Below are 19,894 nucleotides of genomic sequence, written 5' to 3' on the forward strand. Positions count from 1 at the left end.
CATGAGCAACTGATTAATTGCTACCTTTAAACTGTAGAGTAAAGGTCGGGTATTTGGGATCGTCAGCATCGATTGGTAAGCTACCGGTATTTAGTACGGCTTGTTTGGCGGCTTCATTGACAGCTTCATCCGGTCCTGACGCAGTAACATTGGTGATATTACCGCTGGCATTGACCGTAATTGTGAGGGTCGCACGCTGGGTTGAGCCCTTTGCCGCAGTCGGTGGGTTATAGTTACGTCTGATGAGGTTAATGATTTCACTATTACTGGCGCCGCGACTGCCACCTGACGCTGAGCGGCTGTTGCCTTTTGAAGGGCTTGAGGTTGTGCTATCACCAGATAAAGTCGACTGCCCATCGTTTGATAGACTAAGGGTTTGACCTGAACTACTAGAGCCGCCCGTATTGATTTCTATATTTCGGTCGGTAGCAGTTGGGCGCTTAATCTTGGGAGGATTGTTTTGTTTATTGCGGAAATCCCCAAGCCTTTTTTGCTCTTCAATCAGCTGCTGTCGTCTTTCTTTTTCAATTTGGTCATGTTCTTCTAAGACGGATTCGTCTAAGCGCGCGGCCCACTCAGCCATACTGCGTTCATACTCTTGGTTTTGCTCAAGCAGGCGTTGATGCTGCTCTTCACTCATGAGCATCGGACTAGTAGCAGATTCATCCGAGCGTGTGAAGACAGGCACTTGCTGAGAGTTTGGTTGAGCAGGATTTGGAGTGCTGACGCTGCCAGCAAAGGCTTCTGTTGGCGTAGCTGAACTACTTGAGCCGCTTTCCGCTTGCATAGCACTGGCTGCGGCGGCGCGATTGGCAAGAATTTGACCTTGCATCTCGGCTAACTGTTCAGGAGATACCATGGTCGTTTCAATACTACCTGCGGTCTCAACGTCCATATTTTGGTAGGTATAGATAAGTATACCAATGACAAGACCATGTGCCAGCAAACTGAGCAGCGTGGGTAAGGTTAGCCCATTGCCTTCGGGTTCAGTTGGTACATAAACGGTTGGAGCCTTGTGCATGGTAGTGATACTCAAAAACGTGATACTAAAAGATAAGCTACATCAGATTATCTGCTTTATTATAACCGGCTACACCAAAACGGCTGTTTTTTAATATTATAAAATGATTAAACTGCTGGTGTAGGCAATGGAGCGCCAGTTAATAGTCCAACCTTCTGAATACCAGCTTGTTGCAACGTTGCCATCAAGGTCATGATAGCGCCATATTGATTGTTTTGGTCGGCATTAATCATCACTTGTACTGGCTGAGCACCGGCATCACTGCTTTGACTTTGCAAAGTCGAGAGGGTATCAATCAGCTCAGGCTCACTAACAGGTAAGTCAACATTGCTCTCATAACTGATAAAAATCTCACCGTTACCGGTCAGAGATACAATGACTGGTAGCTGGCTTTGACTCATGGTGTTGGTTTGCTCTTTTGGCAAATCAACATCGACGCCAGTAATCAGCATCGGCGCGGTCACCATAAATATCACGAGCAGCACGAGCATTACGTCGATATAAGGAACAACGTTCATCTCCGCATTTAGTGCTTTTTTCTCACGGCGATAGGGACTTTGTTTCATAGACCAGCCACCTGAGTGCTTTGGCTGGCTTGGTTGGCTTGGTTTACTTGAGTGCTAGGCTGCGGGCTTTCATTACTGGTTTCGCGCTGCAGCATACCTGTCATCTCATCACAGAATAAGGCACGTGAATCATATAATCGACTAGATTTGGCGGTAAAATGGTTATAAGCCAATACCGCAGGAATAGCGGCAAACAAACCCATAGCGGTGGCAATCAATGCTTCTGCAATACCTGGTGCCACAGCGGCTAGGGTAGCTTGTTCATTTTGTGACAAGCCCAAAAAGGCATTCATGATACCCCAAACGGTGCCGAACAGGCCGACGTAAGGTGCAACAGAGCCGATACTGGCAAGCGTTGTAAGTCCTGATTCCAAAAGTAGCTGCTGACGACCAAGACCCACCCTAAGCTTACGCTCAACGCCATCGATAATGTCATCTTTTGGTTGACGTTTTTTGTGCATTCTTAAGTATTCAGAGAAGCCAACATAGAAAATCTGCTCAAGACCTTGGCGCTCAGGTGAGCCCTGAATACCTTGATACAATTTTGCCAAATCTTCACCCGACCAAAACCAAGCCTCGAACTGTTGGTCAAAGTTTCTAGCAGTGCCAAGCCGCGCACTCATACGAAAAATAATCACCCAACTGAGTAACGATGCTAATAACAATAGAGCCATCACGATCTGAACCAGCAGGCTCGCTTGAGTAATAAGGTCGATAATATTTAAGGATTCAGGCATGTAAAGGACTCATGGATAATTAATAATAGTCATTAAAAATAGGGTGCTCATATTAACCCCCTAGTGTACTGCTAATCTTGGTAAATATCATTAATAATGTGTTAATTACATAATGAGCAGTTTTTTCCTAAAATTTATGGTGACAGCACTATCATTTTATAATATTGTCCATATGGTCAACTATTTTTTGCTCTTTTACTGACAAGTTCATGGCATTCATTGAAATTATCTATTTATTTCCATAGAATGTTATGATTTGTTGCTGTAATTTTTCACAGTGGTTTTATTTTTAGCAAATCTTGTGTGGCTAAAGGATTAAAAACATCATCTCCAACCGTAGTTTATAGCGTCATTTACAGTCGCAATTTGGAAGCGTCATTTATCGTCGCAATTTAGGTGTATTTTTTATGTTTGAGTTAAAAGCGGCATTTATCGTCGCAATTTGGAAGCGACATTTATCAATACCATTTGATAATGATAATTTACTCACTGCAATTTGGAAGCGACTCCTATGAACGCAATTGAACGATATTTTGGGATCGATGGGCACAATACCACGATCAAAACAGAGATTTTAGCAGGTGTAACCACGTTCTTGACGATGGCTTACATCATATTTGTCAACCCTAATGTACTTGCTGATGCAGGTATGGATAAAGGCGCAGTATTCGTAGCCACCTGCCTTGCCGCGGCCATTGGTTGTTTTATTATGGGTATTTATGCCCGCCTGCCAGTGGCCCTAGCGCCTGGAATGGGACTCAACGCCTTCTTTACTTATGGCGTGGTTTTAGGAATGGGCTATGCTTGGCAAACGGCGCTTGGCGCAGTATTTTTGTCAGGTTGTATCTTTATCCTATTAAGTTTGTTTAAAATCCGTGAAATCATTATTAATTCTATTCCGACCAGTATCAAACAAGGGGTTGTCGCTGGTATTGGTGCATTTTTGGCCTTTATTGCGCTCCAAACCGCAGGCGTTATCGTGAATAATGATGCGACGCTGGTGGGACTTGGTGACATGACCTCGTTTTCACCTGCGATGGCAGCCCTTGGTTTTATTGTCATCGTGGGTTTGTCACATAAAAAAGTACCAGGTGCGGTCACTATTGGTATTTTACTAGTCGCGCTTATCAGTCTGCTCACAGGAAATACGCAGTTTTCAGGTATTATTTCAGCACCGCCACCTATTGCTCCAACGCTAATGCAGCTTGATATTGCTGGCGCGTTTGATGTGGCGATGATCAGTGTTATTTTTGCCTTCTTATTCGTCGATTTATTTGATACGGCGGGTACGCTGATTGCAACCACCACTCAGGCAGGTTTGATTGGTAAAGATGGTAAAATCCCGAATATGGGTAAAGCGCTACTAGCAGATTCGACGGCAACGGTAGCTGGTACTTTCTTGGGCACGTCATCAACGACAAGTTACATCGAAAGTGTGTCAGGTATCGCATCAGGTGGTCGTACTGGACTGATGGCAGTGACAGTTGGCGTGTTATTTTTACTCAGTGTGTTCTTTTCACCACTTGCTGGTATGATTCCAGGATATGCGACGGCAGGCGCTATTTTTTATGTAGCAGTACTCATGATGGAGACGTTAAAAGATGTCAAATGGAATGACTTAACAGAAGCAGCGCCAGTGGTGGTCGTATTATTGTTTACGCCTTTGACCTATTCTGTCGCTGACGGTATTGCACTTGGCTTTATCACCTTTACTGCCATCAAGGTGGTCGCTGGTAAATTCTCTGACATCAGTATTCCGGTTTGGATATTGACAGTAGTATTACTGGCTAAAATTATCTTTATCTAGTTTTTAATCAATCGACGCGCACTGTTAATTACGGTTGATATTGCTATAGAGATATCAGTTAAGCCCTTCTTATTATCAAATGATAAGAAGGGCTTTTTGGTATTTACTATTCTTATTATATCAAGACAGTAGCGCCAACTATTTGATTCATAAAACAATTAATCATAAATAGTAAATCAGAAATTATAACCAAAGCGTCACGTTTGTGAATGCGTTAATAACTGTTTGTTTTTTAACACTATTATAATTGGCTAAAATGCGTAATATTGTTAGTTTGAAAATTTATTTCATGGTAATATGCGGATATTAAGCGCATCACCTCAATCAACGCCGTAGAGGTTTTTCTTATCAGTGAATCAGCATTGCATATTGCCACTTTATATTGCAAACACTCTCCTTTCACTACTAACAAGAAGAAGGCACTAATGCCGCTTAGTTTTATGTTGTTGCCTTTGTATTGTTGACGTAGTCCGTTGCACAGTCAAACGATCTACTTGACCTTTTCCAGCTTATGCTGGATTTTCTCGTTTTTTAATATTGTCGTGTGTTCTGTTCATTGTTATGTATGTTATCGACGCCGAATCACTCACACTGCTTACTAGCTGATTGTGATTGATTGCTGTTTTCGATAGGGTAGATGATAAACCGTTTCAATACTTTAGCGTTACGACGTTGTTTTAGCGCCACAATATCAAAAAGTTTCAATATCAAAAAGTTTCAATGTTAAAAAGCCTCAGCGCATCACTTATGATGGATTTTCAAGTTATGGAGTTGTTATGAACCCAGTAGAGCAATTTACCCCGCAAGAGCCGATTTTATTTAATCCTATTGATTTGTTATCACCAGAATATATTGCTCAGTCATCAACAGAGCTACATGCGCGTATATCGCCTTTGTATAGCGTGGATGAAGAGCGCTGGTTGACGCAGTTATTGCCACTTGCCAAACCGACAGATGCCGAGCGTGACAGTGCAGCTACGCAGACGCGTCAGCTGGTTGAGCATGTGCGCAATGATGGTAAAGCGGTAAAAATGGTTGACTCATTATTGCTTGAGTACAGCTTGGATACCCAAGAAGGTGTTTTGCTCATGAGCTTGGCGGAAGCCTTGATTCGTGTGCCGGACAATTATACGGCTGATGCGCTGATTCATGACAAGATGAGCGTCGCTGACTGGAAAAAACATTTAAAAAATGACAATGGTTTTATGGTCAATGCCTCAACGTGGGGCATGATGATGACAGGTCGTGTGGTGAGTATCGATAGTGATACCACGGCATCTGGATTTTTGGATCGTATGACCAAAAAGATGGGTGAGCCTGTTATTCGTAGTGCTATGCAAAAAGCCATGCGTATCATGGGACATCAGTTTGTACTTGGCGAAACAATTGAAGGCGCTAATAAAAATAGCCAGCCATATCGCAATAAAGGCTATACCTACTCATTTGATATGTTGGGTGAAGCGGCAATTACTCATAAAGATGCTGAAAAATACTTTAATGATTATTTGCATGCTATCAAAGCCACTGCAAGTGTGAAAGTTAAAGAGGGCATGCCGAAGCCGTCAGTCTCGATCAAGCTGTCTGCATTGCATCCGCGTTATGAAGCCACGCAAGAAGCGCAAGTCATGGGGCTGTTGCGTCAACGCTGCTTACTGTTGATTGAAGCTGCACGTGAGGTGAATGTTGATATCAGTATTGATGCCGAAGAAGCCGATCGTCTTGAGATATCGCTAAAACTATTTGAGTCTTTATATCGCGACAATCTAACAGCGGATTGGGATGGTCTTGGCTTAGTTGTACAAGGTTACTCAAAGCGTGCAATTGCTATTTTGGCTTGGCTGGCACGCTTGGCAACTGAGGTTGGCGACCGTATTCCTGTACGTCTAGTAAAGGGCGCTTATTGGGATACAGAAATCAAGTTGGCGCAGCAAAAAGGTCTATCAGGCTATCCGGTCTGGACGCGTAAAGAAGGCACGGATACTGCTTATCTTGCCTGCGCGCGTTTCTTATTATCAGAGCATTTGCGTGGTCTTATTTGGCCACAGTTTGCAACGCACAATGCGCACACGCTTGCTTCAATCATGACCATGAGCTCGCACAGAGACTTTGAGTTCCAGCGTTTGCATGGTATGGGTGATGCGCTTTATGACCATATCTTACAAGCTTATCAAATCCCTGTGCGTATCTATGCACCGGTTGGCGCTCATAAAGATCTGCTGCCGTATTTGGTACGTCGATTGCTCGAAAACGGTGCCAATAGCTCGTTTGTCCATCAGTTATTAGACAAGTCTTATCCAATTGACAAGCTAACTGTACATCCGTATGACAAGCTATTAACCAATGCAACGCTACACAATCCAGATATTCCATTACCGTTAGCTATCTATGGCGCACGCCGTGCCAGCTTTGGTCCCAATATCTTTGTAGAATCGCAGTGGATACCGTTTAAAGCAGCTATCGATACGCATATACACAAAACATGGTCTGCGACTTCTGTTATTAATGGCAACGCAGTCAATGACAATACGGTAGATGGCGACACTCATCAGCTTGACAAGCAAGCTATATGTGCGCCTTGGAACCATGAAGTTATCGCTGGTGAAGTTGTTTATGCCAATGCTACTATTGCACAGCAAGCAATTGCAGCAGCAGTCGCTGGACAAGGCGAATGGCAAGCGGTTGCTGCTACTAAACGTGCGGCTATATTGCGTAAAATAGCGGACTTATATGAAGAAAACTATGCAGAGCTGATGGCATTATGCCAAGTTGAGGCAGGTAAAACCTTACAAGATAGCATTGATGAAATCAAAGAAGCGGTTGATTTTTGCCGTTTTTATGCTGATGAAGCCGAGCGTTTAGATGATGTTATTTATGAGTTTACCGATTTGGCAGGCAAGCCGTCGCGTCAAGTTTATAAAGCACGTGGCACCTTTATTTGTATCAGCCCATGGAACTTTCCATTGGCTATTTATACCGGTCAAGTAGTTGCAGCACTGGCTGCAGGTAATACCGTAGTGGCAAAACCTGCCGAACAGACGAGCTTAATCGCTCATTTCGGTGCGCAGCTTATGTATCAAGCTGGCGTGCCAGTAGAAGCATTGCAACTCGTGATAGGCGCGGGCGACGTTGGTGCTGCATTGACTGCTGCGGACAATATCGCAGGTGTTATCTTTACAGGTTCGACCCAAACGGCGCAGCGCATCAACCAAAGCCTAAATGCCCATGCTCAAGTCAGCGGTGAGCTGCCTGTCTTTATCGCGGAGACTGGCGGACAGAATGCCATGATTATGGACTCAACGGCATTGCCTGAGCAAGTGGTTAGAGATGCGGTATTATCTGCCTTTGGTTCAGCAGGTCAGCGCTGTTCAGCATGTCGTATCTTATGTGTACAAGAAGAGATGGCAGATGATTTGATTGAGCTATTGCAAGGCAATATGGCTGAATTAATCGTTGGCAACCCGCTATATGCGACTACAGATGTAGGTCCTGTGATTGATATCGATGCCAAGCGCGGACTTGAAGCGCATATCGAACGCATGCGTACTGAGCCAACGGCTACTATTTTGGCGCAGACACCGATGAGTGACAGCTCAGAAGTCAGTCAAGATCAAGCAACGTTTGTATTGCCAACGGCGATAGAAGTAAAAAGCATCGATGTGATCGGTGGAGAGCATTTTGGTCCTATTTTGCATGTACTGCGTTATGAAGCACGTGATCTAAATAAGCTGATTGATGCGATCAATGCGACGGGTTTTGGTTTGACCTTGGGCATTCATAGCCGTATTGAAAACACGGTAGAGCATATCGAGCGCCGTGCCTTTGTCGGCAATACTTATATCAACCGTAACCAAATCGGCGCGGTCGTCAACGTACAGCCGTTCGGTGGCTGCGGTCTATCGGGCACAGGTCCCAAAGCAGGTGGTCCACATTATGTTGCCCGTCTGATGAGCTTAACGACAGAGCAGTTGGCTAATGAGCAAGTGGCTCTGATAGACAATACCGCTGCAACCAGTACTCAAACAATAATCGCATAAGGAGTAGCACTATGGCGACTGAATTCAAAAAAAATCATGGCCAAGTTTGTGAAACTTGGCGTTTGCTTGGCGCAGTTAATCGTGCCACTTATCTGCAAGAAGCCGCACCAAGACTGGCATTATTGACCGGTGATGCCAATAAGGCAAAGCGTCTGTTCAATCATTTATTGAGCGCCGCACCCATGCTTGACGAAGAGCACCGTATGACTGGTGCTACGGGCGAGTCAAATGACTTGTACGTGACAGGTCGCGGTAAGACGATGGTTGTTGGCGGCGAGTCTGCTCGCGCTATGGCAGTACTTGGGCAATTGCTAGCAGCATTATTAACGGGTAATGAGGTGATATTGCATTGCCCAAGCCAAGATGAGATGTGCATTGAAGCGGCAAAAATCCTCTATGAGAGTGGCATCAGTGATGATGTGCTGAGTGTCGCCAATGACTCGCAAACCGTCACGCTTTTATACATCGATCGCCTTGCGCAAGTGGCTGTTTCTGGTAATCGGCAAGAGGTGCAAGCGGTCAGTCAAGAGCTTGCTAAAACTGATGGTATGTTGACGCAAGTCATTAGCGTCACTGATATGGACGGCTTATCAGAGATGCTAACGCCTGATTATCTATACCGCTTCGTCACTGAGCGTGTAAAAACCATTAATACCACTGCCATTGGCGGAAATGCAAGCTTGTTAGAGCTTGGCACATAGAAGTAACAGCAATAATTTAGTACAGGCAACCAATAATCTTATAAGAAGTTAAAAGATTAGCTTATTGCCAATAAAGAAATAGCTCGAATAGTAAAAATGACGATCAGTCATTATTCCCAAATATTTGGTGAGTAATTGCTGGTCGTTTTTTTATGCTTAAATTTAGAGGTAGGATAGGTAGGTATTTTAGTAAATACTCACTTTAGTAATGAAGTTTCTTGGCTTTTCAACCAAAATAAGGTATTTTTTGAGTTGTAAGTTAAACAAAGATGGTGATAATATAAGTTAACCGTTTAGTCAGCAATTATTCACTAAATGGTTAATAAATCCCTTTAACACGGAACGTTGACGTAAGCTAAGCCTCGGAAGTATGTTTTAACGGTGCTTATATTCCTCGATTTTCCGATAGAGTAGTCGTCATTGAGACGATACCCAAACCCTTTATAATGCTTTTGTATTTACTAAAGATGCTCATCCATCATAGGTAAATTAAAAAGTTCAAACCGCAAACAGATTAAGCCTGAGCAAGTCAGTAGTCAGATAGGCAGTCAGCTTATTCAATACAGTTATAACTCTCAGTATTGATGTAGGTATGATGATCATCATCGTATAAATTTTATTAACATGGTAATTAAGTACTCACTTAAGGGCAGCGCATTTGTGTGCAGTTATCCTTTAAGATACTGATTGTTAAGATTTTATGATTCGATTAAAGATAAAGCAGTTTTTTATCTTCCTTTTATTCTGACAGCTGAGCATTGCTATGATTCATTTTTATTTGAACGGTCAATATAAGCAATTAACTGACCTCAATCCGAATACCACGGTGCTTGAGTATTTGCGCTTGCACGAACGCCAGACTGATACCAAAGAAGGCTGCGGCAGTGGCGACTGCGGAGCCTGTACGGTGATGGCGCAGCGCTTACCTAGCAGTGGTGAAGATTCTTCTGATTTGCCTTTTTATACCCTTAACGCCTGTATTACGCTACTGTCATTGATGGATGGTCATCATATAATGACGTCAGCTTATATCGCGGACAATCCTGAACATCATCCAGAACGTGCTTTATTGCACCCAGCGCAGCAAGCAATGGTCGAATGCCATGGCTCGCAGTGCGGGTTTTGTACGCCTGGATTTGTGATGACGCTGGCCAGCACCTACGAGAATCATCGTCTGCAAGTCGCAAAGGGAACCATTAAAGATGATTTAAGCTACGATGATATCGTGGCTTCAATTGGTGGGAATCTTTGCCGTTGTACAGGCTATCGTCCGATTATCGAGGCTGGTTTGGCAATGAGTGAGATTGGTAGACAACGCGATGCTGATCAGACGATCGCCAAAGACTTGACCATCAGTTTAGCGACAGATGCGATGGCAAATAGCAGACAAACCGTTTCAAGCGAAATGGGCACTATTGAGCCTGCACTTACTCAAGGGTCACGTAAGTTATTCATTCCACAGTCTGTTGCTGAGCTCAATCAAGTGCTCGCTGCCCATCCAAAAGCGACCATTTGGGCAGGTGGTACGGACTTAGGTTTGAGTGTGACGCAACACTTGGTTGATCACGATATTATCGTACAACTGTCAGCGATTGACGAGCTAAAATCTTGGTCACTACAAGCGTTAAGCTTAAATACCGATGAGCAGTCTAAAGGCGATAGCGAAGTAGAGTCTTTAGTATTGGGTGCTGGCATGAGCTATAAGAGCATGCTGCCTGCGCTTGAACAGCATTTCCCTGCGTTTGCCAATTTGTTTGAACGTATTGCTTCTCCGCAAATCCGTAATATGGGCACTATCGGCGGTAACGTTGCTAACGCTTCACCGATTGGCGATTTGCCTCCCATTCTATTGGCATTAGATGCTCATATTCATCTGCGTCATTGTGCTGCTAGTAACAGCGCTACTGACAATATCAATGTTAATAATGTCCATTCAAATCAAGTATCTAGTATTGATGAAATCATTCCTTTATCTAAATTCTTTTTAGATTATAAAAAGACCAAACTACGTGCTGGTAGTTACGTGGTTGCCCTTCATATTCCGCTAATGCAAGATCATCAGTATCTCTATATTCATAAGATTAGTAAGCGTTACGAAGATGATATCTCAGCGTGCTTGCTTGCTGCGCGACTTGATTTGTCAGCGGATGGCATGACTATCCAAAATGCAAAATTTGGACTTGGCGGCATGGCGGCGATACCTTTATTGGCAGCAGAATGTCAGCAGGCACTAATTGGACAAGCAGTAAATGTTGCCAGTTTCGAGCAGGCAGCACAAAGGCTACCTAATGATGTCTCGCCGATGACCGATGTGAGAGCCAGCCGTGAGTATCGTATGCATGTGATGCAGCGGTTAATCATTAAGTGTGGCAAGCAATTGGTTGCTGATGTGCAAACGGTAGATGCGTAAGTAAACATATAGCAAGTAAGCTCGGCAAGAGCTAAATAGACGGCCCTAGCGTTTGAACTTGCTTGATTATGCTAACTCACCTAACTTTCGCATCGCTAAAAGATACAGTCAAAACGCTATTGTTAGAGAGATAGGTTTTGCTAAAAATATAAGAGAGAGAGCCATTATGAGCCACCATTCTTCATTATTTGATAGCTACAGTACCCGCAGACAGCGTCCACCAAAAGACAAGATTGGCACCCAAGCAAAGCATGACAGTGCTATTAGTCACGTTATGGGCACTGCCACTTATGTGGACGATATGCTAAAACCACAAAACACCCTGCATTTAGCAATTGGTAAAAGTGCTCACGCGCATGCTCGTGTATTGAATATGGATTTGAGCGCCGTACGAACAGCAGACGGGGTCATCGATGTCATCACCTTTAAAGATTTACCAGCCAAGACTGATATCGGAGCAGTGTTTGATGGCGACCCACTCATGGTCGATCAGATCACAGAATATGTCGGTCAAACGCTATTTACGGTGGTTGCCACCAGTCACCGTGCAGCAAAAAAAGCCGTGCTCAAAGCCATTGTGGAATATGAACCGCTGTCCGCAATCCTCACTATTGATGAGGCGCTAAAGCAAGAGCAGTTTGTACGTCCAAGTCACTTTATGACGCGCGGTGATGCTCAGGCTGAGCTTGAAAATGCACCTACTCGTATTGCAGGGCATATTCGTATGCTAGGGCAAGAGCATTTTTATTTGGAAGGGCAGGTGTCATACGTCATTCCTTGCGATGATGGTGGGCTTGAAGTCTATACTTCCTCACAGCATCCGAGTGAAGTGCAGCAGCTGGTCGCCGAAGTGGTCGATTTACCTTTTCATGCCGTGACGACAGTTGTGCGCCGAATGGGCGGCGGCTTTGGTGGTAAAGAAACGCAAGCCGCGGCATGGGCGTGTCTGTGCGGTATCGTTGCCAAACGCCATAATGTGCCAGTGAGTATGCGCTTAGACCGTCAAGATGACATGGTCGTCACTGGTAAACGTCATGAATTTGCCAATCGCTACGATGTCGGTGTCAATGATGCTGGTCAAGTGCTTGGCGTTGATATGCAGCTATCAGGATTGTGTGGCTATTCACCAGATTTGTCCGATGCCATTGTCGATCGGGCGATGTTCCATTGTGACAACGCCTATTATTATCCAGCGGCTCAGATCGCTGGTCATCGCTGCAAGACCCATACGGTATCTAATACCGCTTATCGAGGTTTCGGTGGTCCACAAGGTTTGCTGACCGCTGAATACATGATGGACGATATTGCCTACAGTTTGGGCAAAGATCCTCTGCAGGTACGTTTGGCAAATCTATATCAAAACGGTCAAAGCACCCATTATGGGCAGCCAATTGAGCATTTTGATTTGGCGACTATTATGCAGACGTTAGCTGATGATAACGATTATGCTAAGCGCCGTGAACAAATCACAGTCGCTAATCGAAAAGCTGAAGCCGAAGGTAGTGACAAACGTTTTGGTCTGGCTCTAACGCCGGTCAAATTTGGTATCTCATTTACGGTACAGACGCTAAACCAAGCAGGTGCTTTGGTTCATATCTATACCGACGGTACCATTCAAATCAATCACGGCGGTACTGAAATGGGGCAAGGGCTATATATTAAGATTGCCCAAATCGTTGCCAATGAATTCGATGTCGACTTGGATACCGTAAAAGTAACCGCAAGTCGCACTGATAAAGTGCCAAATACTTCGCCAACAGCGGCGTCGTCAGGTACTGATATGAATGGTAAAGCCGCCCAAAATGCCTGTATTACTATTAGGGATCGCTTGGTTGAATTTGCTACTGAACATTTTGACGTAAGTGCAGAGGATATTAAGTTTGAGCGCAATCATGTCCATGTCGGTGATAAAGAAACACTAACCTTTGCTGAAATGGTGTTACTCGCATATCAGCACCGCGTCAGCTTATCTTCTACTGGCTACTACAAAACACCAAAGATATTTTATGATCGCTCAAAAGCGTGGGGTCGCCCATTCTTTTACTTTGCCTTGGGTGCCTCTTGTTCTGAGGTTGAGATTGATATTTTAACGGGTGAATATAAAGTATTGCGCTGCGATATCTTACATGATGTTGGGCAGTCGATTAATCCTGCAATTGATATCGGTCAGATTGAAGGCGGTTTTGTTCAAGGTATGGGCTGGCTTACTGCTGAAGAGTTGGTTTGGGATAAAAAAGGAAACCTTGCGTCAAACAGTGCCGCCAATTATAAAATTCCAACGGCGCATGACTTACCAAAACAATGGAGCGTCAAACTGTTCGAGCGTAAAAACGAAGAGCAAACTATTTATAACTCCAAAGCCGTTGGCGAACCGCCATTTATGCTTGCCGCTAGCGTTTGGTGCGCGATTAATAACGCGATTGCAAGCTTAGGTAATTATCAGAGAAACCCTGAGCTGACCATGCCGGCAACGCCAGAAGCGGTATTAAAATCGGTCATGCGCATGCAGGGTCAAGCGTGGGAAATCGCCTCTAAAGCGGATACAGATACGATTACTAGCCTAACAGTAACCGATGATAATTGCGGTATTGATGATGATAAAGTCAAGCCGCAGCAGGTCGCACACGGTAAAGATATTAATCCAACAGAAGTCGAAGGTAAGCTAACGGATGATCAGCCTGAAGCGATACAAAACCCAAATGTATCAACGGCTCGCGGACCGGCACATAGTGAATAAGTCACTAATCACACCGATGCCACCAACAAAGTGGTATAACGGACTGGCGCAATATCAGCAGCAAGGTATTGCGCACGTTTTGGCGACGGTCGTTGCGGTGAATGGCTCAGCACCTCGTGAGCTTCAATCCAAAATGATCGTGACGCTTGATGCATGTTGTGACACCTTAGGCGGCGGTAGCCTTGAACATGACGTGACGATAACCGCTAGGCAATTGCTAAATGGTGAAATTAATGCCACTGACGCTAGAAGCATGCAACCGTTAAAAGAAGGTAAGTCTGCAAAGGCGCAGGCAGTACGCCGCGATGCCGTTTATACCAAGCATTATCCATTGGGCGCTACATTGGCTCAATGCTGCGGCGGTAGCGTCACGGTCATGTTTGAATGCTTTAATGTAACGCCGCCCATGTCGTTACTGGTGTTTGGTGCAGGGCACGTAGCAGCTGCGCTAATGACCATTCTTGCTGAGCTACCTTGTCAAGTCGACTGGGTAGACAGCCGAGCTGAAATGTTTGAGCGTTATCTAACCCATAATCCGGGTACTGTAGAGGGGCAAGTGACTTCTCAACTGCCTACTCACATTCGCCCGCATATTGATGAAGATCCAGTCGATTTTATTCAACCGTTTGTTGCTAAGAGTATTAAAAGTGCTTCAATAAATGCGTCAATGAAAAAAGGTACTCAGTACTTTATTTTGGTCATGACACATGATCACAGTCTTGATTTTGATTTGGTACGTGCCGCGCTCGATTCTTATGTGAAAACGGGCATCGATAGCAGCTCATTACCTTATCTTGGCTGTATCAGCTCAGCGACCAAAGCCAAGCGTTTCAGAGATCGCCTGCTACAGCGTGACTACAGTGAGCAAATAGTCGATAAATTGACCATGCCTATAGGGCTTAATACTGGCGGAAAAGAGCCAATGGCAGTCGCTATATCTATCGCAGCGCAAGTTATGCAGCTTTATCATGATTTATAACTAACATTTATCTTAATTAAAAATTTTTTAATTCTCTATTTATCTGTCTGCCTTAAATGCATTAAGACATTGTTCTTAGCTTCATCAGCCATCATAAGATATAGGCTGCGCTCAGTACCTTTGTGCTTGTATTTCTTTGATTGTATTAGGGTAGATACATAACATGTATGAATTTTTAACCAAAATACTTATCTATTATTGTGAGATTTTTTATGACCATACATATTTATCAAGCACAATTGCTACATTATTTAACGGAAGACAATTTAGCTGATAGAGCCAAGCGTGCCCATTTAGATGCGGCTGATTTAAACAATGCTGATTTAATCAATGATAACTTGACCAATGTTGAGCGTCCTAGCATCACAGTAGTAGAAAAAAACGTTAGTTTGCTGCCAGTAGTGGCAGGCGTCAAGGTTTATCCTGAATATATTGCCAATGGTGCCTTGGTGGTCGATGATGCGACTGGTCGCGTCGTAGATTATGGCAGCTGTGCATCAATGATGTCGCAGTACGGCAACGCCAGTCGCCAAGAGGGTCAAGCGCCAGTACAGATTCATGATTGCCAAGATAAGCTTATCATGCCAGGCTTTATTGACACCCATGTACATTATCCGCAAATAGATATGATTGCTGCGTTTGGCGAGCAATTACTTGATTGGTTGAACAATTATACCTTTGTGACCGAAGCCAATTTTGGTGATGCAAAAATTGCTGATGATACTGCAAAATTCTTTTTAAATCAGTTACTTGCTAACGGCACAACAACCGCCTTGGTATTTTCAACCAGTCATCCGCAGTCAGTAGAATCATTCTTTAATGAAAGCAGTCGTCTGAATACTCGTATGATTACGGGTAATGTATTGATGGATCAAAACGCCCCTGAGCACCTGTGTGTGCCAACAGAGCAGGGCATCCGTGATACACAAAATATCATCGATAAATGGCATGAGCGCGGACGTCAGCATGTGGCGATTACGCCACGATTTGCTATTACGTCAACGCCAAAGCAATTACAAATGACCGGTGAGCTGTATCGTAGTTATGATAGTGTTTATCTGCAGACACATCTGGCTGAAAACCTTGATGAAATCGCTTTTGTACGTGAGCTTTATCCCAATCATAAAGGTTATTTGGACGTTTATCATGATATGGGCTTACTTGGCAGGCATACGACGTTGGCGCATGGCATCCATCTCTCGACATCAGAATATGAAGTGCTACGTGATACTGGCACCCAAATAGCCCATTGCCCGACGTCCAATTTATTTTTAGGCAGTGGACTGTTTGATTTATCTAAAACCTTAAGCTATACCGGTGTTAGTATCGCAACCGACGTAGGCGCAGGTACTAGCTTATCGATGCTGACCACTTTAGCAGAAGCCTATAAAGTTCAGCAATTACAGAGTAATCCGTTATCAGCGCATCAAGGGTTATATCAAATCACGTTAGGCAACGCGCAGTCATTGTTGTTAGACGATAAAATCGGTAACTTTATGCCCAATAAAGAAGCAGATTTTGTGGTGATAGATATGGGTGGCACTGATTTAATGGAGCGCCGTATGACACAGACCAAGTCACTTGATGAGCAGTTATTTGTGCTGATGATGTTAGGTGATGATAGGGTGATTGAAGAAACAATTATCGCTGGCGTGAGTCGTTATAAAAAAGCGGTTGCTGCATAAAGGGAAGTATTAAAGGTATTTTTTTGCTTAAGTTAGAATGTTTACATAAAAATCAGCGCCTATTTATTAAGACATTTAAATCTTAGTAAATAGGCGCTGATGGTTTTTAAATAATGCTTAATAGCCAATGTGCTATAAAAACTGGCTAATAACTATGGCATTACTCTGGATGATTCATCCATATCCAACCATTCTCTAACCATTCCATCACTTCATCAGGGTCAATCCCTTCCATATCGTCAAGGCTTAAATGCTCGCCATTAGATAAGCGTACCAGTAGTGCTATCGATGTTTCATGCAAATCATCTAGGCGTTGCCCATTGGCATATAAAACGATGTCATTATCCGCCTGGGTGTATAACAAACGATTGCTATAATCTGCTTGCAACGTCGCGCCAGTTGCCAATGCTGCTATCATCTCATCAGTCGTCAGCGACTCTTCAGGGACAAGCACATCATATTGACGCTTGCTGACCACTTCAGACACGGCTTGGCGAATAATCGTATCACCGCGCTCAGATTGGAGGAGTTGTAATAATTGAGTTTTAATCGCCTCAATGCTGTCAGTCTTTAACTCCCCTGACGCTTGCATAGCTTGTGGTAATAACATCGGTATAAATAAAGCGCTGTCATTGGTCGCGACATCGGCAAGGCTGTCAATGATTTGCATCAAGTTTGGACGACGGCAGCCAAAGGAAAAGGTTAGGCAATCATCTTGCGCTACGCCAAAATGTGCTAATTTTGGTGGCACGTATAGCACATCACCGGCTTCTAAGATTTCATCAAAGATAATCTCGCCCATATCATCAAATAGACGTATCGGCTCATCGGCAACAAATTGGGTCTGCTCATCACAAAACTTACCTAACTGCCAACGTCTAGAGCCAAACCCTTGCGCTAGAAATACATCGTAATCATCATAATGCTTGCCAACCGAGCCGCCTTTTGGCGCATAAGACACCATAATATCATCGCGCTGCCACTGCGGTATAAAATCAAGCGCCTGCCATAATGCGCCAAGTTCCGGCGACCATTGCTCAAGATTTTGTACCAGTACTGACCATTGCTCAGGTAAGTTATCAAAGTCGGCTTCAGTTAGTGGGTTCTTTTTAAGTTGCCATTGCGGCTGACCTTCTTGTTTGCTCGCAGCTTGAGTCAGTAGCCTTGCAGTAGCGTCTTCATCTATGGCTAAGCCTAAGATATCTTCCGGCTCAAACATACCAATTAATTGCGGTAAGCCTTGCTTAATCAAGAGGGGTTTTTTTTGCCAATAATCGTTTAAGAATTGCTCAGGAGTAATGGTATTCGGTAAACAAAGGGGGATAGAAGTCATGGATAAATCCGTATGGTTAACTGGTTATAAGATTAATAGAAATGATGGCTTTATAGGCAGGATTTATTAGTTTATGATTATTGCTTATCTGATGACTGTCATCAGAGCCTATAATTATTCTTAGGACATTTATGAAAAAATTGCATTTTATCGTTATTATTGCCAGTATGTTTTTGCTGCAAGCTTGTGTACATAAAATTGTTACTGTACCTGCTAAAATCGCTTATAAAACCACTAAAGGTGTGGTTAAAGGTACGGTCGCTGTGGGTAAAGCTATCATACCGGGCGATAGCAGTGATAAAGACGATAAAGAATAAAAACCTCACCCATCAACTATGTATTTTAAAAAATAATAGTGTTTAGAGTAAGGTTCTTATTAAGATATAAATGAGTGCTCATTTATATCTTTTTTCGCATTTGATAGAGATGAGCTGATTGCCAGTTAAATTTTAGCAATCCATTCTTTAATCGTGCGTGCTTGTTCAGCCGCATTACCAATATAAGTAGCAGGCGTCATTTCACGCAAACTGTTCTTATCGCTTTCACTAACTGCCGATAATTCATCGCCATCAACAAAAGTAAGCATTGCTTCACGAGTCATGGCATTACCACGGGTAAGAGCTTTAAGCTTCTCGTATGGGTTTTCAACACGGTAGCGACGCATGACCGTTTGAATCGGCTCTGCCAACACTTCTTGTGCATTATCCAAATCGTCATTTAAGCGCTGCGCATTTAATTCAAGTTTGCTGACGCCTTTGAGGCACGCATCATAAGCAATCATGCTTTGTGCTAGACCAACACCGATATTACGCAACACGGTAGAGTCAGACAAATCGCGCTGCATACGTGAAATCGGTAGCTTTTCACCCAAATGAGCAAGCATGGCATTAGCTACACCCAAATTACCTTCAGAGTTTTCAAAGTCAATCGGGTTGACTTTATGCGGCATAGTAGAAGAACCCACTTCGCCATCTTTTAGACGCTGTTTAAAATAGCCTAAGCTAATATACTGCCAAATATCACGGTTAAAGTCGATTAGAATGGTATTAAAGCGTTTTACTACATCAAACAATTCAGCGATATAATCATGCGGCTCAATTTGCGTGGTATAAGGATTAAAGGTCAATTCTAAACGTTCATTAATGAATTTTTCAGCATGATTCTGCCAATCAACGTCAGGATATGAGGCATAGTGAGCATTATAGTTACCGACCGCACCATTGATTTTACCGAGTAACTCTACCTGACCGACTTGCTTAATTTGACGAGCAAGGCGATAAGCAACGTTTGCCATCTCTTTACCTAGAGTCGTCGGGCTTGCCGTTTGACCATGAGTACGTGAAAGCATCGGTTGATCAGCATGGATAATTGCTAGATTAACGATGCTATCCGTTACTTCTTGCATTTTAGCAACGACGATTTCGCGGCTGTCTTTGAGCATGAGTGCGTAAGATAGGTTATTAATATCTTCACTGGTACAAGCAAAATGAATAAATTCTAATGAATCTTCAAGTGCTGCCTGACCACGGAATTTATCTTTAATAAAGTATTCAACCGCTTTTACATCATGGTTGGTCGTTGCTTCGATGTCTTTGATCGCTTGCGCGTCAGCTTCGCTAAAGTTCTCTACGATAGCATTTAAAAACGCATTGGTATTGGTATCAAATTCTGCCAACTCACCAATCGCGCTATTATCAGCCAATGACTGTAACCAGCGAATCTCAACGGTCACACGCGCTTTAATCAGACCAAATTCTGATAAATAAGGGCGCAAGCTATCGGCTTTGGATGCATAGCGACCATCGATTGGGGAGAGTGCGGTAAGTAGATTCATATCATTGCCTCAAAAAGTTATTGAAATTACAGCTGGTTAAAAAAATGTAA

13 protein-coding genes are annotated in these 19,894 nt (G+C 43.6%); 8 read left to right on the top strand and 5 right to left on the bottom strand.

What is annotated here, in order from left to right; translation table 11 throughout:
- Positions 1 to 13: 13 nt before the first annotated feature.
- From H0262_RS09080 to tolQ, 3 genes are all read right to left on the bottom strand, one after another.
- The gene (locus H0262_RS09080; RefSeq protein WP_259275441.1) at positions 14 to 1,036 is read right to left on the bottom strand and encodes a cell envelope integrity protein TolA; all 1,023 of its coding nucleotides are present in this window, start codon (positions 1,034 to 1,036) and stop codon (positions 14 to 16) included.
- Positions 1,037 to 1,128: 92 nt separating this feature from the next.
- Entirely contained in the window at positions 1,129 to 1,587 is a 459-nt protein-coding gene (gene tolR / locus H0262_RS09085; protein WP_133104210.1) for a protein TolR, read from the bottom strand.
- Positions 1,584 to 2,324: a protein TolQ gene (tolQ, locus tag H0262_RS09090; protein WP_181210538.1), complete on the bottom strand. Its 741-nt coding sequence runs from the start codon at positions 2,322 to 2,324 to the stop codon at positions 1,584 to 1,586. Before tolQ ends, tolR begins: the two co-directional genes overlap by 4 nt.
- A 511-nt stretch (positions 2,325 to 2,835) precedes the next feature.
- Here tolQ and H0262_RS09095 point away from each other — a divergent pair.
- The 7 genes from H0262_RS09095 (at position 2,836) to guaD (ending at position 16,677) form a co-directional block, all read left to right on the top strand.
- Entirely contained in the window at positions 2,836 to 4,131 is a 1,296-nt protein-coding gene (locus H0262_RS09095) for an NCS2 family permease (protein WP_181210539.1), read from the top strand.
- A 776-nt stretch (positions 4,132 to 4,907) separates the two neighbouring features.
- Entirely contained in the window at positions 4,908 to 8,165 is a 3,258-nt protein-coding gene (putA, locus tag H0262_RS09100) for a bifunctional proline dehydrogenase/L-glutamate gamma-semialdehyde dehydrogenase PutA (RefSeq protein ID WP_181210540.1), read from the top strand.
- Positions 8,166 to 8,176: 11 nt separating this feature from the next.
- Positions 8,177 to 8,866, top strand: coding sequence for a 1-pyrroline-5-carboxylate dehydrogenase (locus tag H0262_RS09105; RefSeq protein ID WP_011280520.1), 690 nt, complete (start codon positions 8,177 to 8,179; stop codon positions 8,864 to 8,866).
- A 763-nt stretch (positions 8,867 to 9,629) separates the two neighbouring features.
- Positions 9,630 to 11,276 carry a xanthine dehydrogenase small subunit gene (locus H0262_RS09110; RefSeq protein WP_181210541.1) on the top strand — a complete coding sequence of 549 codons (1,647 nt, stop codon included), beginning with the start codon at positions 9,630 to 9,632 and terminating at the stop codon, positions 11,274 to 11,276.
- Between the two features lie 166 nt (positions 11,277 to 11,442).
- Complete coding sequence (gene xdhB, locus H0262_RS09115; RefSeq protein ID WP_181210542.1) at positions 11,443 to 14,013, top strand: xanthine dehydrogenase molybdopterin binding subunit; 2,571 nt, start codon at positions 11,443 to 11,445, stop codon at positions 14,011 to 14,013.
- Complete coding sequence (locus H0262_RS09120) at positions 14,006 to 14,992, top strand: XdhC family protein (protein WP_310502988.1); 987 nt, start codon at positions 14,006 to 14,008, stop codon at positions 14,990 to 14,992. Before xdhB ends, H0262_RS09120 begins: the two co-directional genes overlap by 8 nt.
- Positions 14,993 to 15,204: 212 nt before the next feature.
- Entirely contained in the window at positions 15,205 to 16,677 is a 1,473-nt protein-coding gene (guaD, locus tag H0262_RS09125; RefSeq protein WP_181210543.1) for a guanine deaminase, read from the top strand.
- Between the two features lie 160 nt (positions 16,678 to 16,837).
- On the opposite strand, the gene H0262_RS09130 is transcribed toward guaD, so the two are convergent.
- Positions 16,838 to 18,010 (bottom strand): cupin domain-containing protein, encoded by a 1,173-nt coding sequence (locus H0262_RS09130; protein ID WP_181210544.1) that lies wholly within the window; start codon positions 18,008 to 18,010, stop codon positions 16,838 to 16,840.
- A gap of 131 nt (positions 18,011 to 18,141) precedes the next feature.
- Between H0262_RS09130 and H0262_RS09135 the strand changes: the two genes are divergently transcribed.
- Entirely contained in the window at positions 18,142 to 18,327 is a 186-nt protein-coding gene (locus H0262_RS09135) for an NF038104 family lipoprotein (protein WP_011513481.1), read from the top strand.
- A gap of 125 nt (positions 18,328 to 18,452) precedes the next feature.
- On the opposite strand, the gene purB is transcribed toward H0262_RS09135, so the two are convergent.
- Positions 18,453 to 19,844 carry an adenylosuccinate lyase gene (gene purB, locus H0262_RS09140; RefSeq protein ID WP_181210545.1) on the bottom strand — a complete coding sequence of 464 codons (1,392 nt, stop codon included), beginning with the start codon at positions 19,842 to 19,844 and terminating at the stop codon, positions 18,453 to 18,455.
- Positions 19,845 to 19,894: the final 50 nt, after the last annotated feature.

The organism is Psychrobacter sp. D2 (assembly GCF_013608135.1).
In the GTDB taxonomy this organism is placed as follows: domain Bacteria; phylum Pseudomonadota; class Gammaproteobacteria; order Pseudomonadales; family Moraxellaceae; genus Psychrobacter; species Psychrobacter cryohalolentis.